Below are 19315 nucleotides of genomic sequence, written 5' to 3'. Positions count from 1 at the left end.
GAACGACAGACGGGGTCGAAGCGCCCTTGCCGTTCGCCGACAGCCATGGATCCACGGCCGGCCGGCACCCGAACCTCACGACGATGGCGGTGCCACCTCTTGGTGAGGGGCACCGCCATTGCGGGTTGAAAAAGGACTGCCTCGGATCAGTTCGCGAAGGTGTCCAGCAGGTTGCCCTTGGCGTCCCACAGGCCCAGCGAGTCCCCGCCGTTGTTCAGGATCCCGACGCTGCCGCCCAGGTAGAACGCCTCGGCGCTGTTGGTTCCCGGTCCCGAGAACACGCGCAGCTCGGCGCCCGGCACCAGCTTGAATCCCTCGCCGACGCGCAGGATGTTGTTTGCTGCGTCGCGCAGCACATAGCCGCTGACGTCGATGGTGCGGTTTCCGGTATTGGCCAGGACGACGTGTTCGCCGGTTTCCGGCTGCAGGTCATCGCCCGGCACGTCGTTGACCGAACCGGCAATGACGACCCCGTTGTTGGACGGGAAGGCCTTTTGGCCGCCCAGGTGGCGGTCGATCTGCTGCGGGAAGTCGCCGGTGATGCGCTCGGCTCCCAATGCCAGGGATGCGTCCACGGCGGCGCCGGAGTTCACGGTGTAGACGCCGAGGCCCAGTCCGGCTACCTTGACCCGGGCGGCACCGGCCGCGTCCAGGCTGCGGTAGCTGGTGCCGAAGGAATCGGCGTAGGTCGCGTAGTCGGCCAGGACCGGGGCGCTGGGCACGCTGCCTGTCAGCTGCTGCAGCGGGACCTCCGGTGCCAGCGCGGCAAACTTCTTGTTCGAGGCCGCATCAAAGCCAAGCACCTCGATCTTCCCCGCCTTTTCCAGCGCGCTCCACTCGGGATCGTTGGACAGTGCCTCGGCGACAACCTGCTCAACGCCCGGGGACTTGATCTCGATGAACACTCCCGTTTCCCCGGTGAGCACGTCGGCCACCGCGTCGAAGTGCGGGATCTTCTGGCCAGCGAAACCGGCCGAGAAGTAGGAGCCGGCATCGAGCCGCTGCAGTTCGTTCCAGGTGAAGGACGTGATCGGGTCCTTGACGCGGTCGGGGAACACCTCGGCAATGTTGGTGGTGCGGGCCGCGGTGTCGTCGTGGAAGATGAACGGGACGCCGTCGCTGGAGAGCTGGACGTCGATTTCGACGAAGTCGGCACCCGACTGGCTGCCGGCCTTGATGGCGGCCAGGGTGTTTTCCGGCGCGACGCCGGCGGCGCCGCGGTGGCCAATCAGGATGGGGGCCTGGTCGGAATCGGTGGTGGTCGGTGCGGCGACGGTCGGAGTGGCCAGCCCGGCGAGCATGCAGGCGGCCAGGGTTCCAAGCGTGAGGGTGCGAAACTTCATGAGGGGGATCCTTCGGTGTCGGGAACGGACACCTACCACCTTGCTGTGCGGAAGCGGCCTGTCGGTCGCGCCCCAGTGAACTTGGCGTTAAGATCACGCGTACGGAAATGATCGAGACGCACGGATGAATCAGCACCGTGGTTTGCCGGTTTGCCCCCAATCAGCTGGTTCAAACATTGAATATTTAATATCTTGGTACCTCCAGGTGGGGTCGGCTTCTTCGGTGAAGATTCAGCATCCAACAAGCTCGACGGCCGCACGTTTCAAATGTTCAGTGTGAATATTGAACATTTGAAACGTGCGGCTTCGTCTAGTGCGTGGGGAAGCCCAGCTCGATCTGGGACTCGCTCGGGTCGGGCCATCGGCTGGTGACGACCTTGCGCCGGGTGTAGAAGTTGAAGGATTCCGGGCCGTACATGTGGGTGTCGCCGAAGAGCGAGTCCTTCCAGCCGCCGAAGCTGAACGCCCCGATGGGCACCGGGATCGGGACGTTGATGCCCACCATCCCGACCTCGATGTCGAATTCGTATTCGCGGGCGGTCTTGCCGTCGCGGGTGAAGACCGCGGTGCCGTTGGCGAAGCGGTTGGAGTTGATCAGTTCGACCGCCTGGGCGTAGTCGTCCACGCGCACCACGGCCAGGACGGGGCCGAAGATTTCCTCGTCGTAGACCCGCATCCCCGGCTTCACGTGGTCAACGAGCGAGACCCCGATGAAGAAGCCGTTGGAGTCGAAGTCCTGGCTGCGGCCGTCAACCAGGACCTCGGCGCCTTCCTCGTGGGCCGAGGCAATGAAACCCGCCACCCGGTCCCGCGCGGCAGCGGTGATCAGCGGTCCCATCTCCGAATCCGGGTGCGTCCCGTCTCCGACCTTCAGGCCGGGAATGCGCGCCGAAATCTTGGCCACGAGCTCGTCGGCGATCGAGCCGACGGCCACCACGACGGAGATCGCCATGCAGCGTTCTCCGGCCGAGCCGTAGGCACCGGAGATTGCCGCGTCCGCCGCGGCATCCAGGTCCGCATCGGGCATGACGACCATGTGGTTCTTCGCCCCGCCCAGGGCCTGGACCCGCTTGCCGTTGGCCGCCGCGGTGGAATACACGTACTTGGCGATCGGCGTGGAGCCCACGAAGGAGACACCGGTGATTCCGGGATTTTCCAGGATCTCGTCGACGGCCACCTTGTCCCCGTGCACGACGTTCAGGATCCCGGCCGGCAATCCTGCGTCCTCGAAGACGCCGGCGATCCAGTTGGCCGCCGACGGGTTGCGCTCGCTGGGCTTGAGGATCACCGCGTTGCCGGCGGCAATGGCGGTGGTGATCATCCACAGCGGCACCATGGCCGGGAAGTTGAACGGGGTGATGCAGGCGACCACGCCCAGGGGCTGTCGGGTCTGGTGCACGTCGACGCCGGTGGCGACCTGCTCGGCGTACTCTCCCTTGAGGTGGTGCATCAGCCCGGTGCAGAAGTCTACGTTCTCCAGCCCGCGGACGATCTCGCCGTCCGCGTCGGAGAGGACCTTGCCGTGCTCGGCGGTGATGATGGCACCGAGTTCCGCCCGGCGCTCGTCGATGAGCTGGCGGACCTTGAAGAGAATCTGGCTGCGCTTGGCCAGGCCGAGGCGGCGCCACTGGCGCTGGGCTGCAGTTGCGGCCGTGACCGCTTCGCGCACGGTCTGCGCGCTGGCCAATGCCACCCGCCCGGTCTGCTCGCCGGTTGCCGGGTTGTAGACCGGTCCGAAGCGTTCGGCGTTCACGATCCGCTGGCCGCCGATGTGGTGGCCGATGGTGGCCACGGCCAAGTGTTCAAGGGTTTGCGACATGGTCAGTTCTTCTCCTGCTGGTAGCCGGCAACGGTGCCGTCGGGGGATACGTTCTTGACGATCAGGGAACAGTCCTTCGCGCCGAGCCCCTCGGCGATCAGTGCGTCGAAGTGTTCGCGGGCCAGTGCTGCGGCGGGGAGCTTGACCCCGGTCATGACACCCGCGTCCAGGGCCAGGCCGATGTCCTTGCGGGCCAGGTCCACGCGGAACGTGGCGTCGAAGTTGTTGTCGGCGGCGGAGGTCTCGATGACCCCGGGCACCGGGTACCAGGTCTGCTGCGCCCAGGAGCGGCCCGAGGAGACGGAGGCGATTTCCCAGAAGACCTTGGGATCCAGTCCGAGCTTCTGGGCCAGCTGGGAGCCCTCGGCCGAGGCCATCAGGTCGATGAAGAGCATCATGTTGTTGCAGATTTTTGCGGCGATTCCGGACGTCGCCCCGCCGGCCACGATGGTTTTGCCCGCCAGCGGCTTGATGTGTTCCACGGCCTCGGCGGTGTGCTCCGGCAGTCCCCCGACCATGAAGGCCAGGGTTGCCGCCGCGGCGCCGGAGATTCCTCCGGAGACCGGGGCGTCAACGAATTTCAGTCCGCGTTCGAGGGAGCCTTCGTGGCAGAAGCGGGAGGTCTCGATGTCGACCGTCGAGCTGTCCAGCAGTAGCGTCTGCGCCGTGGCATGCGCCCAGATCCCCGCGTCCCCTTCGTAGACGCTGCGGACGTGTTCGCCCTTGGGCAGCATCGTGAACACCGCATCGGATCCCTGGACGGCCTCGGCGATGGAGCCAACGATCTCGACGCCCTGCGCCTTCGCTGCGTCGCATGCGGCGGGGTCCAAGTCGAAGCCCTTGACCTGGTGCCCTGCCTCCACCAGGTTCGCGGTCATGGGGCCGCCCATGTTTCCTAGTCCGATCCAGCCGTAAACTGCCATGATTCCTCCTGCGCGTCGGTCCGCTCCTTCGAGCTGTGATAACCACCACACTACGAACGAAGACATTCGCGTTCAATGCACAAGAGGAGGCGAGATTTGCACCACTGATGTGCGTCAGCGCACAATGGTGGGCATGCAACGAAGCATCGACCACCATCACCTGGAATCCTTGATCACCTTTCTTTCGGTGGCGCGGCTCGGGCGCTACACCGCGGCCGCCGACATCCTGGGAATCAACCATTCAACTGTCTCGCGCCGCATTACAGCCCTGGAAAAGGCCATGGGGGGCCGTGTGCTTACGCGCACGCCCTCCGGCTGGGAGGTCACCGACCTGGGCCGGCGCGCCCTGGGCGCCGCCGAGGACATCGAACGGGCCGTCACGGGCCTCTCCGAAACCCGCACCAGCGGCGAGCTTGCCGGGACCGTGCGCATCGGCGTGCCCGATGCCTTCGCCGCACACTTTGCCACCCCGGCCATGGCCGCGCTTCAGCGCGAACACCCGCGGCTGGCGGTCGAGCTCATGAGCGCCACCCAACGGGCACGCCAGACCCGGTCCGGGGTCGACCTGGAGGTGGTGGTGGGCAAGCCCCACGTGCACAAGGCGGTGGCCACCGAGCTGCTGACCTACCACCTCGGGCTCTACGCCTCCCGCGACTACCTCTCCCACCACGAGGCACCGCGCGACCTCGCCCAGCTCGTCTCCCACCGCCTGAATTACTACGTGGAATCCGCGCTGACCATCGACGAGCTGGACAGCGCCACGGAGGCCCTGCCACCCATGGCCCGCGGCATCACCTCCACCAGCGTGTTCTCGCACATCGCCGCCACCAAGGCCTCGGCCGGGATCGGCATCCTGCCGGACTTCCTCGCCGATCTCGAGCCCGACCTGGTGCGCCTGCTGCCTCACGAGTACGCGTATGCCGCCACCTATTGGGTGGTGGGCCGGGAGGAGTCGCTGCGCAACCCGGCGGTGCTGGCCGCCGTTGCGGCCATGGGGCAGGCCGCCGCGTAGTTCCACGGACAGGGGCCTGCGGGCACGGCGCTTGCCGTGCCCGCAGGCCCCTGATGCCTCCCCCGGGACCGGGGGGGTTACTTCACGCCCTCGCGTTCAGCGGCTTCGGCGGCCTCCGAGTTGATGACCACGGTCCGCGCGCGGTCCATCTCATCGATCTCGTGCAGCGAGATGCCCTTGGTTTCACGCATGAAGAACACGACGACCAGGGTGATGAGTGCCGCGATGCCGATGTAGATGGCCACCGGCACCCACGATCCGTAGATGCTCAGCAGGAACGTGGCAATGATCGGGGCCATCGAGCCTGCGACGATCGAGGTGACCTGGTAACCCAACGAGACCCCCGAATAGCGCATCCGGGTCGGGAACATCTCTGCCATGATGGCCGGCTGTCCGGCATACATCAGCCCGTGGACCAGCAGGCCGGCGATGATCGTCAGCAGGATCACGAAGTCGTTTTGCGTGTTGAAGAGCGGGAAGGCAACAAATCCCCACACCAGCATCAACGCCGCACCCAACGCATACACCGGCCGGCGGCCGAATCTGTCCGTGTAGCGGCCGATCACCGGAACCACGGCAAAGTGGATCACGTGCGCGACGAGCATGAGCATCAGGATCGTGGAGGTCTCCATGTCCAGCTGCGTCTTCAGGTACGTGATGGAGAACGTCACGACCATGTAGTAGAGGATGTTCTCGCCCAGCCGCAGTCCCATGGCGGTGAAGACGCCGCGCGGGTAGCGGCGGAAGACCTCGACGACACCGTAGCCGGCCTCGGCATTCTGCTCCAGCTCGGCCTTCGCCTCCTGGAAGATCGGGGCATCCGAGATCCGGGTGCGCACGTAGTAGCCCACCGCCACGATGACCACCGAGAGCCAGAAACCGATGCGCCAGCCCCAGGCCAGGAAGGCTTCCTCCGACAGGGTGTACGAGAGCACCAGCAGCACGATGGTCGCCAGCAGGTTGCCCGCGGGGACCGCGGCTTGCGGCCAGGAAGACCAGAACCCGCGTTCCTTGTCGGGGGCATGTTCGGCAACGAGGAGGACAGCTCCACCCCATTCGCCACCGACCGCGAAGCCCTGGAAGAAGCGCAGGATGACCAGCAGCACCGGTGCCGCATAGCCGATTGCATCGAACGTCGGCAGGCAGCCCATGAGGAACGTGGTGACGCCAACCAGCACGATGGCGACCTGCAGCAGGTGCTTGCGGCCGTACTTGTCGCCGAAGTGCCCAAAGACGATGCCACCGATGGGCCGGGCAATGAAGCCGACGGCGTATGTCAGGAACGCCTTGATGATGTTGTCCAGCTCATTGGCCGCTTCGGGGAAGAAGATCTTGTTGAAGACCAGTGTTGCCGCGGTCGCATACAAGAAGAATTCGTACCATTCGACGACCGTACCGGCCATCGAGGCGACAACGACGCGCTTGAGTCCCTTGCGTTCCTGAATGCTGGTGCTGCTGGAGTGAGATGAAGCCACTTTCAACCTCCCGGGTCCATGGATGGCATCTGGGGCAATTGCCGCCTGCCGATCACCCCATGAGTATGACTCGGATCACAGAAATCGTGAAGGGTTTCTATTGGTATCTCGGACAGCCGTTTGTGCACACGCCTCGTGCGGCAATGCACGCTGCATGTCCGGGACACCGGCCGACCACCGCGTTTCAACTTCGGTTCCAGAAGCACCTAACGCCCAAGTCACGCTTTGTTTCGCAAATACCGGCAGTGAGGCATCGCCTAGACTCGAACGAGATTCTTCCTGAAGGGGCACAACGCATGGTTGCACGGTTGGACACTCTCGTCGTCGGCGGCGGGGCGATGGGATCGGCCACCGCATGGGCGCTGGCCACCCGCGGCCGCGAGGTCACCTTGCTCGAGCAGTTCGAGCCCGGGCATGTGCTGGGCGCGTCCCACGGCACCACCCGGAACCTGAATCTCGGCTACGCCGACCCCGTGTACGTCTCGATGCTCGCCGAGGCACTCGAGTTGTGGGATCGGCTCGGTGCCCAGAGCGGCGAGGCCCAGGTGGCCCGCACCGGGATCGTCAACCACGGCGCCCCCGCGGAACAGGCACGGGTGCTCGCCGCGCTCTCGGCCGCCGGCATCCGCGCCGAGGAGCTCTCCGCGGCGCAGGCGACCGGGCGTTGGAGCGGCATCCGCTTCGCCGGCCCCGCGCTGCACATGCCCGACGGCGGGCAGCTGAACCCCGACCTCGCCCTGCCGAGCTTCCAGCGCGTGGCCGCCGACCACGGCGCCCGGATCCGCCACGGGGTGCGCGTGGTTCAGATGAAGGTTCTTGGGGATGACCGGGTGCGTCTGGTCCTGGAATCCGCCGCCGGCACCGAAACCGTTGAGGCCAGAAGCATCGTGGTCACCGCGGGTGCCTGGACACGCCACCTGCTGCCCGGCTCGGTGCGGCTGCCTGCCCTGCGCGTCACCCAGGAACAGCCGGTGCACTTTGCCCCGCTGGATGCGGACACCGTGTGGCCGGGCTTCAACCACACCCTGGTTCCCGGCTCCCCCGGGTTCGAGCACGCCTATTCACCGGTCTACGGAATGTCCACGCCCGGCGAGGGGATCAAGGCCGGTTGGCACGGGACGGGAGCGCCGACGCACCCCGATGCACGCAGCTTCGCCTCCGAACCGAAGCAGCTGCGCGCCCTGCAGGACTATGCGCGGGAGTGGCTGCCGGGCGTCGACGCGGATTCCTTCACCGAAATCAGCTGCACCTACACCAACACCCCGGACGAGGACTTCATCCTCGACCGCATCGGTCCGCTGACCATTGGCGCCGGGTTCTCCGGGCACGGGTTCAAGTTCACCCCGGTCATCGGACGGATCCTTGCCGACCTGGCCGACGGCAGCGGGCCGGCCCCGGTGAAGTTCGCCGCCGGGCGCACCATCGGCGATTCGGTGCTCGCGCCCGCGTTCGCCAGGAACCCGGGCAGCGTCCTCTAGCGGCTCGCGGCCAGCGCGGCCTGGACCTGGGCCGCGGCCTTCTGCAGCGCCGGAAGCACCGCCGCGGCCGCCTCCTGCGCACCGGTGTGCGACGCCGGGCCCACGCTCATGGACACGTTCATGGCAGCGGCAATGCTGCCGTCCGGGCTGAACACCGGGACGGCGACCGAGCGCAGCCCGATCGCAAGTTCCTGGTCAACGATCGCGTAGCCCTGGGCGCGCACGTGCTCAAGTTCGGAGCGCAGCTTCTCCACGGTGTTGATGCCGTGCCCGGTCGGGTTCGGGATGCCGCCTTCCAACAGCTTCTCCAGCACCCCGGGGGCCTGGTAGGCCAGCAGCACGCGGCCCATCGAGGTGGTGGTCGCCGGGAACCTGGTGCCCACCGAGATCCCCACGCGCATGATCGAGCGGGTGTGCACCCGGGCGATGTAAAGGATTTCCGCCCCCTCGAGCACCGAGGCCGAAGCCGACTCGTGGACCTTCGAGGAGAGTTCCTCGAGCACCGGTTCCATCAGCTGGGGCAGCGTGGCGCTGGAGAGATAGGAGTAGCCCAGCTGCAGGACCTTGGAAGTGAGTTCGAAGAACTTGCCGTCCGAACGCACGTAGCCCAATTCCTGCAGGGTCAGCAGGAAGCGGCGGGAGGTGGCCCGGGAAAGGTCCACGCGCTTGGCGACCTCGCTGAGGGTCATCGAGGGGTGCTCGGCGTCGAAGGCGCAGATGACATCCAGGCCGCGGGCCAGGGACTGGACCGAGTTGGATCCGCCCGCGGACGGGGTGCCGGTTTCCTGGCTCATCTGTTCTTGCTCCTACGTCTTCTGCCGACACATGATCGTGCCCGCGGACGGGTGTGCGCGGGCAGCGGGTGCGGCGCCCGACGCGAAAGCCCGGTGCCGCACCCTCAAATCTACTGCCTATGCGGCGCGGACCAATTCCACCGGCAGGCGCTCGGCGAGCTCCTCGAAGGAAATCCCGTGCGTGGAGCGCACGGTCACGTTGCCGCCGGCCAGCTCGAAGATGGCCGCTTCGGTGTAGATGCGCGAGACGCAGCCGAGCCCGGTGACCGGGTAGGAAAGCGCCTGAACCAGCTTGGATTCGCCGGTCTTGGTGAACAGGCCCATCATGACCCAGGTGGACTTGGCGCCGATGGCCAGGTCCATGGCCCCGCCCACGGCCGGGATCGCGCCCGGCGCGCCGGTGTGCCAGTTGGCCAGGTCGCCCGCGCCGGAGACCTGGAAGGCCCCGAGCACGCAGACATCCAGGTGCCCGCCACGCATCATCGCGAACGAGTCCGCGTGGTGGAAGTAGCTGGCACCGGGCAGCTCGGTGACCGGGATCTTGCCGGCGTTGATCAGGTCCTCGTCGATGTCATCGCCGGTGGCGACCGGACCCATGCCCAGCATGCCGTTCTCGGTGTGCAGGGTGACGCCCTGATCCGCGGTCAGGTAGTTGGAGACGTTGGTCGGCTGGCCGATGCCCAGGTTCACGAAGGCGCCCGCCGGGATGTCCGCGGCGACCAGGGCCGCCATCTCGTCGCGGGTCAGTGCCGCGTCGGTGGTGGTGAAGGTGCTGGTTTCGGTGCTCATTAGTTGTTGCCTCCCAGTGCCACAAGGGTGTTGACGTAGATTCCCGGGGTCACCACGACCTCCGGATCAAGCTTTCCGGTTTCGACGATCTCATCGACCTGGACGATCGCGGACTTGGCCGCCGAGGCCATGATCGGACCGAAGTTCCGCGCGGTCTTGCGGTAGACCAGGTTGCCGTGGGTGTCGGCCTTGAAGGCCTTGATCAGGGCGAAGTCGGCGTGGATGGGGCTTTCGAGCACATAGCCCTTGCCGTCAATGACGCGGGTTTCCTTGCCCTCGGCCAGCAACGTGCCGTAGCCGGTGGGCGTGAAGAACCCGCCGATACCCGCGCCGGCGGCGCGGATGCGCTCGGCGAGGTTGCCCTGCGGGACCAGCTCCAGCTCGATTTCCCCGGCGCGGTAGGCCTCATCGAAGTGCCAGGAGTCGGACTGGCGCGGGAAGGAGCAGATGATCTTGGAGACGCGGCGTTCCTTGATCAGCAGCGCCAGGCCGGCGTCGGCCTGTCCGGCGTTGTTGTTGATGACCGTCAGGTCCTTGGCGCCGCAATCCATGAGTGCGTCGATCAGTTCCATGGGCTGCCCGGCGTTGCCGAAGCCGCCGATCAGGATGGTGGACGAGTCGTGGATGTTGGCCACGGCCTCTGCGGCCGTGGTGGCAATGCGTGGTGCCATTGGTGGTTCTCTCCTTAAGTCTTGGTGTCAGGGGGATGGGGGTTCAATTCCCCCGAGGGTGCTTAGGCGGTGGCGTTCGGGTTTTCCAGCACGACGGCCAGTCCCTGGCCGACGCCGATGCAGATCGCCGCGACGCCCCAGCGCTGGTTGTTCTCCTGCAGGCGGCGGGCGAGGGTACCCAGGATGCGCAGGCCGGAGGCGCCCAGCGGGTGGCCGATGGACAGCGCGCCGCCCCAGGCGTTCACGATTTTCTCGTCGATGTCCCAGGCGCGGATGCAGGCCAGCGACTGGGCGGCGAAGGCCTCGTTGAGCTCGACCGCGGCAACGTCCGACCAGCTGATGCCGGCCTTGGCCAGAGCCTTGTTGGCGGCCTCGACCGGGGCGAACCCGAAGTACTGCGGATCCAGGGCGGAGGAGGCTCGTCCGGCGATGCGGGCCAGCGGGGCCGCGCCCAGCAGTTCGCCGCCGCGCTCGGAACCGATGAAGGCGGCGGAGGCGCCGTCGTTCATCGGCGAGGCGTTGCCGGCGGTAACGGTTCCGGTGGCGGCGTCGCGGAAGACGGTGCGCAGCCCGGCCAGGGTCTCGGCGGTCGTGCCGGGGCGGATGGTTTCATCCATGGTCACTTCGGTGCCGCGCTTGTTGGCGGGGGGCACGGAGACCACCAGGTTGTCGTACTTGCCGTCGGCCCAGGCAGCGGAGGCCAGGGTGTGCGAAAGTGCGGCGAATTCGTCCTGGTCCTCGCGGGTGACCTCGTACTTTTCACGCAGCTGCTCGGTGGCTTCGCCCAGGGAGACGGTCCACTGACTAGGCATGGCGGGGTTGACCAGGCGCCAGCCCAGGGTGGTGTTGGCCAGCTCGAGGTTGGCCATCGGGAAGGGGCGGTCGGTCTTGGGCAGCACCCACGGGGCGCGGCTCATGGATTCGACGCCGCCAACCAGGACCAGGTCGGCATCCTCTGTGTTGACCTGGCGGGAAGCGGCAATGGCGGCGTCCAGCGAGGAGCCGCAGAGGCGGTTCATGGTGGTGCCGGGCAGCGAGGTGGGCAGGCCGGCCAGCAGGGTGGCCATGCGTGCCACGTTGCGGTTTTCCTCGCCGGCGCCGTTGGCGTTGCCGAAGATCGATTCGTCGATGGAGGCGGGATCAAGTTGCGGGGCGCGGGCGACGAGCTCGCGGACCACGTGCGCGGCCAGGTCGTCGGGGCGGTGGGCGGAGAGGCTTCCGCCGATCTTGCCGAAGGGGGTGCGGATCGCGTCGTAGAGGTACGCCTGCTGCATGGTGTCTGGTCCCGGCTTCCTGATCTATATGTTCGCATCGCGAACGCTCGTTCACTAAATGAACTTTATCACCAAGGGGGCCGACCATCAAGGCATGCCCCTTGGCGTTCGCGAGGCCGCGGGCGGACCGCCGGGATCGACCGCTACCGGCCGACCAGCTTGCTCACCGCACTCGGGGGGACGTTGGCGGGGCCTTGGAGGTCAATACGTCGGGCGCCGCAACCGGCCACGCAGCGCACGTACGCCACCATGCCCTCGGAGGTGTTGTGGGCGGACTCGACCAGCCAGGCGTGCTCATGGGCGGGCGCTTGGCCTGAAAGGGTTGCGGTGGCGCGGGTAGGCATCATGCAGACCACTATGCTGTAATGGCATTATGCACCTCAACCCTTACGGAGAGTATGCGGTCCTGCTGGCGGCATCGCTGGCCAACGACCCGCCCGCGGACCGGGACGGCATCATCGGGCGGGCCCGCGAGTTCGGCATGACCATGGATTTCACCCCCGCCCCCGACGACTACGAGCTCACCCGCCGCGTCGTCGAGGACTGGCTGCGCGTCGTGGACGCCACCGATCCCCAGAAGCGCGCCAACCTGCTCAACGAGCAGATGGCCGCTGCCGCGGCGTACCCGCGGCTGGTTGACCACAACGGCGAGGGCTGGCACCTGCACTATCGCGATGCGAACCAGGCCCTGCCCCATGTGCTGCGCGCGGTCTTCGGCGTCGGCACCGCCCTGCACCTTTCCACCCGCGGCATGCACCGCATGGGACGCTGCGCCGCGGGGGACGTGCCCGGGGATCCCTGCACCAAGGTGGTCATCGACGTGACCCGCAACGGCCGCCAGCGATACTGCTCGGTGCGCTGCGCCAACCGGGCAGCGGTGCGCAGGCATCGCGCCCGCGGTGGCTCGGGGGCAGGGGCAATCCGGAACGGCTGAGTCTCCGGAGGTGCCTTGCTACTCCCGGCCCTTGCCCTCGTCTTCGTCCGGTTCCGGCAGGTCCACCTGCGGGACCATGCCCGTGGCCGGGCGCGGCGGAGTGAGCAGCGAGGCGTAGTCGTGCTCGGAGGAGTACTGCAGGAAGGACAGGTGCGCCTCGTAGCGGTCCAGCACGTCGTTGATGACCTGCGCCTTGTCCAGGCCCATCAGGTCGTAGCCCTCGGTGCCGGTCTGCGTAAAGACCTCAAGGCGGAAGTACACGTCGACCTCGCGGGAGACTGTGCGGGCACCGAACGCCGGGACCGGGGCCTCGACCGCTGCCACCTGGTAGTGGAAGTTGCGGTGGTCGTGCATGTGCACCAGCAGCGTGTGCTCGGCGATGCCAGTCTGCTCGTTCGGCACGGTGCTCAGCTCGGCCTCGTAGCCCAGCTCGTTGAACTCGCCGGCCACTTCCTCCAGGGCCGGTTGGATGGTCCGCTCCACATATTGGGCCACGGCTTTGTTGGACGGGTAGGCGCGCAGCTGCGCCATCCGCTGGCGCCAGGTCTTTTCCGGCGCGTTGCCGCCGTGCGCGGCCACCGAGCGCCGGCGCATGACTGTGCCTTCGCGTTCGGCCCGCTCCATCCGCAGGACCTTGGAGAAGGAGGCCATGACCAGGTAGGCAATGATCGTCACCGGCAGCGCGAAGATCAGCGTCGCGTGCTCCATGGTCGTCACGCCGCCGGCCACCAGCATGGCCACGGTGAGCACCGCGGTGAGCAGCGCCCAGAAGATGCGCAGCCACTTGGCACCGTCCTGCGAGGGATCGGGGATCGAGGAGGAGAAGTTGGACATGACCATGGCCCCGGAGTTGGCGCTGGTCAGGTAGAAGAGCAGGCCCGAGAGCGTAGCCAGGCCGATGAGGAACGGGGCGCCGGGGAACATCTCCAGCAACGCGTACCAGCCGTGCTCGGGGCTCCTGATCGCCAGCTCGGCAAATTCGGTGTTCCCGCCAAGCACCTCGCTCATGGCGCTGTTGCCGAAGATCGAGACGATGAAGAAGTCGCAGAGCACCGGGGCCGTGATGGCGGCGATGACGAACTCGCGCAGCGTTCGCCCACGCGAAATGCGCGCCAGGAACATCCCGACAAATGGCCCCCAGGCCAGCCAGAACGCCCAGAAGAACAGGGTCCAGCCTGCCATCCAGGCCGACCCGTCTTCCTCGTAGGCAAAGGTCTGCAGGGTGCGCTCGGGCAGCGTGAAGATGAAGCGCCCGATGTTCTCCACCATGGCGGTGAGCAGGAAGGAAGTCTTGCCGGTGATCAGGATGTAGAGCATCATGGCCGCGGCAGACCAGAGGTTCAGCTCGGAGACCAGCCGGATGCCCTTGTCCACCCCGGAGGTGCACGAAGCGATGGTCATGATGACGGCCACCAGCACCAGGGCGATCTGCAGGGCCAGCCCCTCGGGGATGCCGAAGAGCCAGGAGATCCCGACGTTGAGCAGCACCACGCCGATGCCCATCGAGGTGGCCACGCCGAACACCGTGCCGACCAGGGCGAAGATGTCGATGACGTCGCCCGTCGCGCCTCGGACCCGCTTGCCCAGCAGCGGGTAGAGCGCCGCGCGGATCGACAGCGGCATGCCCCAGCGGTAGGCGAAGTAGCCCATCGCCATGCCCAGTAGCGCATACATGGACCAGCCGGCGACGCCGTAGTGGAACATCGTCCACACCACCGCGTCCTGGGCGGCCGCTGCGGATTCGGGGTCGACCGAGGGCGGGGTGATGTATTGGGTGATGGGTCCGGTCACCGAGTAGAAGAGCATGTCGATGCCGACCCCGGCAGCGAAGAGCATCGCGACCCAGGTGAAGAGGTTGTACTGCGGGCGCGAATGGTCCGGGCCCAGCCGCACGCTGCCCTCCTTGGAGAAGGCGACCCAGAGGACGAAGAGCACCACCAGGGTCACAGTCACGACATAGAACCAGCCGAGATTCGTCGAGATCCAGGCGACGGCCGCGGCCATTGCGGTCGCGGCGTTGTCCGGGACGACGATGGCCCAGAGGGAGAATGCGAGGATGATGACGGCCGAGATGATGAAGACGCGCCAGTTGACCTTGGGTCCGGCATACTCGATGAGTTCGGCCGGGCCCTTGCTCAGTTCGGTACTGGTGATCGGGGCACGGTTTTCTTCGGCAGCAGGGTCCTTGCGCCGCTCGCTGACGCCGAAGCGGCTTCGCTCCACCATGGGCTGGGGGTGCTCCCGCTCCGTGCCCTGCATGTCCTCTGGCCCGGCCATGTGGTTCTCCTTGTCGTTATGGACCAGGGGTGCCGGAGGGCCGTCCGTGAATTCAAGAACCGCTTGTCAAACCCCTAAACACTGGATCGGATGGACCGGCGCACCTGGTTGCTTTTGCTTCCTCATGTTAAGCCCGTTCGAGGGAGTCCAGGAGGATTTTGCCGAGTAACTTTTGTCTCCAGACGTTCTTGGCCCGCGCTCGGCCCGCGTCGGAAAGCGACGGCCTCGGCTGCTCGGCTTTCACCCGGAGTTCCTTCGATTTCCGGGCACCGATGGATCGGCCGCCTGATCTACAGTGGTTCCATGGCCAATTCACCGAGCGGGGACTCGATGCTCGACCGCCTGGTGCGCATCCTGGACGCCTTTGACGCGCAGAATCCCACGCTGACGGTCAACGCCCTGGCCCGCCGGGCCGACGTCCCGCGGGCAACCACCTACCGGCTGCTCGAAAGCTTGGTGTCCCACGGCCTGCTGGCGCGCGACGCCGACGGCCAGGTGCGCCTGGGAATGCGGCTATGGGAACTGGCCAACCGCAGTGCTTCCACGCTGGACCTGCGCCAGGCGGCACTGCCCTTCATGGAGGACATCAACCAGCTGGTCGGACAGAACACCCAGCTGGCGGTGTTGCACGAGGACGACGTGCTGGTCATCGAGCGGCTCTCCCGCCCCGGCTCGGTGGTCAACCAGGCCAACGTGGCAGGGCGCATGCCGGTGCACCTGACCTCGATGGGCATGGCGTTGCTGGCCTACTCCCCCGCCAGCGTGCTGGAGGGCTACCTCGAACGGCATGGCGAGGCCATGGTGGCCCGGCACCCGAAGCTGCGCCACGAGCTGGCCGAGATCCGGCGCACCGGGTACGCAACATTCGACGGGCTCATCGACCCGGAATCGACCGGAGCCGCGGCACCGATCCTCGACACCCGCGGCCACGCACTGGCGGTCCTGGCCGTGGTGGTCCCGCGCGGATCGGACCTGCTGCCGGCCGCGGTGATGGCCCTGCAAACCGCCACCCGAGGCATTGCCCGCGCGCTGGCACCGGCTACTGAACACTGAGCCCCGCTTCCCGGAGTCCTTGAACTTGCCCGGCCCATGGCGCTCAATGGTCATAGGGACCAGGTATCCCATCGGGCCCGCGGAGAACGAACAGGACCAATCATGCTGCTGGGCGGAATCAACCACATCGCCATCATTTCCAAGAACGCCAAGCGGCTGGGCGACTTCTACCGCGAGGTCTTCGACGCCGAAGTGGGCCCGACCCGCGGCCACGGTCCCGGCGAAACCATGACCAACGTCAAGGTCGGGCCAGGAACCGAACTCAACGTCTTCGTCATCGAGGGGAACTCCGAGGCAGAGCGCCAAACACCCATGTGGGGACGTGGCCGGATCGACCACATCGGGTTTGCCGCTGCCTCCCCCGAGGATTTCGAAACCATCCGCACCCGGCTCATCGAAGCCGGGGCAGGTGACGGAAAGGTCAACGACTTCGGGGCGGTTTTCAGCACCTTTTTCCGGGATCCGGACGGGTTGGAGGGCGAGGTCCTGCTGCCCAAGCCAACGCGGTAAGGCACTGGAGATGGTCGCTCAGGTTTCGGTCGACAATCCGGGGATCCTGACGATCTGCCTAACGGAACTTCAGCTCAACGCCTTAGGTCTCGCGCACGTATTCGCGCAGACCGGGGATGGCGAACTCGAGTAGTCCACGACCCACTGGCTGGACGAGTCCCGCGTCGATGAGGCGGGCCCGGTAATTGCCGACGGTGTTTTTGGCATCTCCGAGGCGTCGTCCGATGTCCGCGGTGTTCGACGGCCCATCGTCTTGGGACATCGCCCGCAGGAACTCGAGGTCCTTGGGTGACACCGTGGCCAATGCCGCAGCCAGTACAACGCGAGTGTTCCTTTGATGAGCGGCGGCCAAGGCTAGATCAATATCTGCCTCGCTCAGGAGGCCCTGTTTCACCTCGGCCAGCTGCCACAAATGGTATCCAACCAGTTGGATGAGGAACGGATATCCGCCGGTGGATTCTGCGGCTTTCCGAATGAGTCCAGGATCAACCGGATATTCCAGGCTCGCGAACGTTTCTGCATAGGAGACCTCAACATCGCGGATGGCCGCGGCATGCAAGTCGATTCGGTCGGCTCGGCGGAGGAACGTCGCGACGCCCTCGTTGAGCAGGTCGGAGACGGCTGCGGGCAGGCCTGCAAACAGCAGGGCGATGGGCAGTCCATCGCGGATGAAGTGCTGCACGAAGGCAGCCAGCTGAGCAAGCTCATCGCGGTTGGCACCGTGGATCTCGTCCAGGGTGATAACCAAGCCGGTGCGCTTCTCGTCCAGCAGGCGCAACAACTGCTCCCCCAGTTGCCTCCATCCCAACTGCTGAGCCGGCGGCAACTGGGAAGTGATAGAGAACCCGGCGGCTCCGATGCCCGTAATGCGCCGGCCTGCCGGACCATGCCCCAGCTCTTCTGCCGCTGCGCGCATCGCTTCGCCGATTCGGCCAAGAAACCCTGTCGTGGCGGTCTCGGACACCACCACCCATCCTTGGGCGCGTGCGATATCCTCGGCTTCGCCGAGCATGACGGTCTTGCCGATGCCGCGAGCACCGGTAAAGATGGTGAGCAGGCCAGGAGCGCCGGATCGGATCTGCAGACCGTAAGCGAACTCATCCAGCAGCCCGGCTCGGCCGATCAGCTGTGGCGGCTCGGCTCCTGCGGTTGGCCGAAAAGGATTCTGCGTTGGATTTCGTTCAACCATGGAACCTCCTGTGTACTCTTGTGTACTTAGTGTACTCCTATGTACTGGGTGTACTCCTGTGTACATGGCGACCTGGAGTGCCCGCTGCCCCGCAACACGCCGAACGGGCCAACGGGCCAAGAATCTTTGCCCAGCTGCGGATGATGGCAGAAGCCACCGCTGTGGTGGCAGCGGTGGCTTCAGTCATCATGTGGGTTGTTGGGCTTCGCGGATCATGCCAATGCATTCTTGCGATGGGCCTCGCGCAGGTCGGTCTTGCGGATCTTTCCGCTGGCCGTGCGCGGCATCTCATCGACGACTTCGATCGTGCGCGGGATCTTGTAGCGCGCTAGCTTTCCCTCCAGGTGTGCAGCGACGTCATCACGGCTGATTTGTTGTCCGGGAGCCGCCACGATGACGGCATGCACGGCTTCACCCCACTTCTCATCCGGTACACCGATCACGGCAACGGAATCCACGGCGGGCAGTTCCATGATCGCCTGCTCCACCTGTGCCGGGTAGATGTTTTCCCCACCCGAGATAATCATGTCCTTGAGCCGGTCGGCAATGTAGAGGAAACCCTGTTCATCCACGTACCCCATGTCCCCGGATTTGAACCAGTCCCCGTCCAAAAATGACTCCGTTGTTGCGTCTGGCCTGTTCCAGTAGCCCGGGATGACATTGGGGCCCTGGATCAGGATCTCCCCGACGTCGTTGGCGGGAACGTCGTCTCCGCCCGCGTCGACGATGCGAACTCCGGTGAAGAAGTGGGGAAGCCCGGCGGAGCCCGCCTTTTCCCGTGAGTACTCGGGTTGCAGTGACGTTGCCCCCGGAGAGGTTTCGGTCATCCCGTAGCCGCCGGAGAAGGAGAGCCCGCGTTTTTCGTAGGCATCCAGGACCCTACCGGGGACCGATGATCCTCCGCAGGTGAGCATCCGTATCGAGGAGATATTGGTGGTCTCCCAGTTCGGGTGCTCGGCGAGCATCTGGTAGGTGGTGGGCACGCCCGAGAGCGAGGTGACTCCGTATTGCTCGATGGCGGACAGCACGGCCGAGGGCTCGAACCGGTCCTGCAACACCAGGGTGCCACCCTTGAGCAATGTTGGCAACGCTCCCATCCCCAGCGAGGCGACGTGGAACATTGGTGCAATCATCAAGGCGACCTGGGTGCTGGTGACGTCGTAGTCGATCAGGACGTTCATCGAATTCCAGGTGAGGTTGCCGTGGGTCAGGATGGCACCCTTGGGGTTTCCCGTCGTCCCGGAGGTGTAGAGAATTATGGCTGTGTCTTCCATGCTGACCGAATGCTCGTGGCGTTCCACGGAGGCTTGACGGATTGCCGCCTCATAGGTCCCCACGGACGAGGCATCCTCCTCGACCACCCAACGGGCGGAAACGGGCGACTTTTCGGTTGCCGCCACAGCGAGCTCGTCCAGCTGCCGGGCGTTGACGAGCAGACTCGTTCCGGAGTCTTCGAGGGCGAAGGCCACTTCCCTGGCTGCCAGTCGGGAATTGATGGGAACGAAGATCGCCCCGATGCTGCCACAGGCAAAGAGTGTCTCCAGGAACGCGGGGTGGTTGTTGCCCAAATAGGCAACCCGGTCGCCGCGCTTGATTCCTGCGTCCCCGAGTGCGTTGGCCAGTCGGTCGATGCGCTCTGCCAGCTGCTCGTAGGTCAACGATTGAGTGCCACTGACGATGGCGATGTGCCCGCGAGATTTGACGCGCCGCTTGTGGATCCAGCTGCCCAGTCCTTGGTTCAACATGCCCGTTTTCCTTCCGTCCACCGCCGAGG

The 19315-nt window shown here is 65.9% G+C and carries 17 protein-coding genes; 5 read left to right on the top strand and 12 right to left on the bottom strand.

Going from position 1 to position 19315, the window contains the following annotated elements; translation table 11 throughout:
• Positions 1 to 146: 146 nt before the first annotated feature.
• From JOF46_RS03970 to mmsB, 3 genes are all read right to left on the bottom strand, one after another.
• Positions 147 to 1343 carry a glycerophosphodiester phosphodiesterase family protein gene (locus JOF46_RS03970; RefSeq protein ID WP_209906128.1) on the bottom strand — a complete coding sequence of 399 codons (1197 nt, stop codon included), beginning with the start codon at positions 1341 to 1343 and terminating at the stop codon, positions 147 to 149.
• A 310-nt stretch (positions 1344 to 1653) separates the two neighbouring features.
• A complete protein-coding gene (locus tag JOF46_RS03965) occupies positions 1654 to 3162 on the bottom strand; it encodes a CoA-acylating methylmalonate-semialdehyde dehydrogenase (RefSeq protein ID WP_245347994.1) in 1509 nt (502 codons plus the stop codon).
• A gap of 2 nt (positions 3163 to 3164) precedes the next feature.
• The gene (mmsB, locus tag JOF46_RS03960) at positions 3165 to 4085 is read right to left on the bottom strand and encodes a 3-hydroxyisobutyrate dehydrogenase (RefSeq protein WP_209906127.1); all 921 of its coding nucleotides are present in this window, start codon (positions 4083 to 4085) and stop codon (positions 3165 to 3167) included.
• A gap of 133 nt (positions 4086 to 4218) precedes the next feature.
• Here mmsB and JOF46_RS03955 point away from each other — a divergent pair, with 133 nt between their 5' ends.
• Entirely contained in the window at positions 4219 to 5097 is an 879-nt protein-coding gene (locus JOF46_RS03955; protein ID WP_245347993.1) for a LysR family transcriptional regulator, read from the top strand.
• A gap of 77 nt (positions 5098 to 5174) precedes the next feature.
• On the opposite strand, the gene JOF46_RS03950 is transcribed toward JOF46_RS03955, so the two are convergent.
• Positions 5175 to 6572: an MFS transporter gene (locus JOF46_RS03950; RefSeq protein ID WP_342592353.1), complete on the bottom strand. Its 1398-nt coding sequence runs from the start codon at positions 6570 to 6572 to the stop codon at positions 5175 to 5177.
• Positions 6573 to 6868: 296 nt separating this feature from the next.
• Between JOF46_RS03950 and JOF46_RS03945 the strand changes: the two genes are divergently transcribed.
• On the top strand, positions 6869 to 8050 hold the full coding sequence (locus tag JOF46_RS03945; protein WP_209906126.1) for an FAD-dependent oxidoreductase: 1182 nt from the start codon (positions 6869 to 6871) through the stop codon (positions 8048 to 8050).
• Here the strand turns inward: JOF46_RS03945 and JOF46_RS03940 are convergent.
• The 5 genes from JOF46_RS03940 to JOF46_RS03920 all read right to left on the bottom strand — a co-directional run bounded on the left by JOF46_RS03940 (position 8047) and on the right by JOF46_RS03920 (position 11925).
• Complete coding sequence (locus JOF46_RS03940; protein ID WP_209906125.1) at positions 8047 to 8844, bottom strand: IclR family transcriptional regulator domain-containing protein; 798 nt, start codon at positions 8842 to 8844, stop codon at positions 8047 to 8049. The genes JOF46_RS03945 and JOF46_RS03940 overlap by 4 nt on opposite strands.
• A 117-nt stretch (positions 8845 to 8961) precedes the next feature.
• Positions 8962 to 9633, bottom strand: coding sequence for a 3-oxoacid CoA-transferase subunit B (locus JOF46_RS03935; RefSeq protein WP_209906124.1), 672 nt, complete (start codon positions 9631 to 9633; stop codon positions 8962 to 8964).
• Positions 9633 to 10304 (bottom strand): 3-oxoacid CoA-transferase subunit A, encoded by a 672-nt coding sequence (locus JOF46_RS03930; RefSeq protein WP_209906123.1) that lies wholly within the window; start codon positions 10302 to 10304, stop codon positions 9633 to 9635. Before JOF46_RS03930 ends, JOF46_RS03935 begins: the two co-directional genes overlap by 1 nt.
• Positions 10305 to 10366: 62 nt before the next feature.
• Positions 10367 to 11578 carry a thiolase family protein gene (locus tag JOF46_RS03925; RefSeq protein ID WP_209906122.1) on the bottom strand — a complete coding sequence of 404 codons (1212 nt, stop codon included), beginning with the start codon at positions 11576 to 11578 and terminating at the stop codon, positions 10367 to 10369.
• A gap of 143 nt (positions 11579 to 11721) precedes the next feature.
• Complete coding sequence (locus tag JOF46_RS03920) at positions 11722 to 11925, bottom strand: hypothetical protein (protein ID WP_245347992.1); 204 nt, start codon at positions 11923 to 11925, stop codon at positions 11722 to 11724.
• 26 nt (positions 11926 to 11951) lie between these two features.
• Between JOF46_RS03920 and JOF46_RS03915 the strand changes: the two genes are divergently transcribed.
• Positions 11952 to 12512, top strand: coding sequence for a CGNR zinc finger domain-containing protein (locus JOF46_RS03915; RefSeq protein WP_209906121.1), 561 nt, complete (start codon positions 11952 to 11954; stop codon positions 12510 to 12512).
• Positions 12513 to 12530: 18 nt separating this feature from the next.
• On the opposite strand, the gene betT is transcribed toward JOF46_RS03915, so the two are convergent.
• Entirely contained in the window at positions 12531 to 14789 is a 2259-nt protein-coding gene (gene betT / locus JOF46_RS03910) for a choline BCCT transporter BetT (RefSeq protein WP_209906120.1), read from the bottom strand.
• A 303-nt stretch (positions 14790 to 15092) separates the two neighbouring features.
• Between betT and JOF46_RS03905 the strand changes: the two genes are divergently transcribed.
• Positions 15093 to 15842 carry an IclR family transcriptional regulator gene (locus tag JOF46_RS03905; RefSeq protein WP_209906119.1) on the top strand — a complete coding sequence of 250 codons (750 nt, stop codon included), beginning with the start codon at positions 15093 to 15095 and terminating at the stop codon, positions 15840 to 15842.
• 102 nt (positions 15843 to 15944) lie between these two features.
• Positions 15945 to 16352 carry a VOC family protein gene (locus JOF46_RS03900; protein WP_209906118.1) on the top strand — a complete coding sequence of 136 codons (408 nt, stop codon included), beginning with the start codon at positions 15945 to 15947 and terminating at the stop codon, positions 16350 to 16352.
• A gap of 82 nt (positions 16353 to 16434) precedes the next feature.
• On the opposite strand, the gene JOF46_RS03895 is transcribed toward JOF46_RS03900, so the two are convergent.
• On the bottom strand, positions 16435 to 17541 hold the full coding sequence (locus tag JOF46_RS03895) for an ATP-binding protein (protein ID WP_209906117.1): 1107 nt from the start codon (positions 17539 to 17541) through the stop codon (positions 16435 to 16437).
• Positions 17542 to 17753: 212 nt separating this feature from the next.
• The gene (menE, locus tag JOF46_RS03890; RefSeq protein WP_209906116.1) at positions 17754 to 19286 is read right to left on the bottom strand and encodes an o-succinylbenzoate--CoA ligase; all 1533 of its coding nucleotides are present in this window, start codon (positions 19284 to 19286) and stop codon (positions 17754 to 17756) included.
• Between the last annotated feature and the right edge of the window lie 29 nt (positions 19287 to 19315).

Origin of the sequence: Paeniglutamicibacter psychrophenolicus, from assembly GCF_017876575.1 — a bacterium.
Lineage (GTDB): Bacteria > Actinomycetota > Actinomycetes > Actinomycetales > Micrococcaceae > Paeniglutamicibacter > Paeniglutamicibacter psychrophenolicus.
This window is presented reverse-complemented; position numbering and strand designations above follow the sequence as displayed.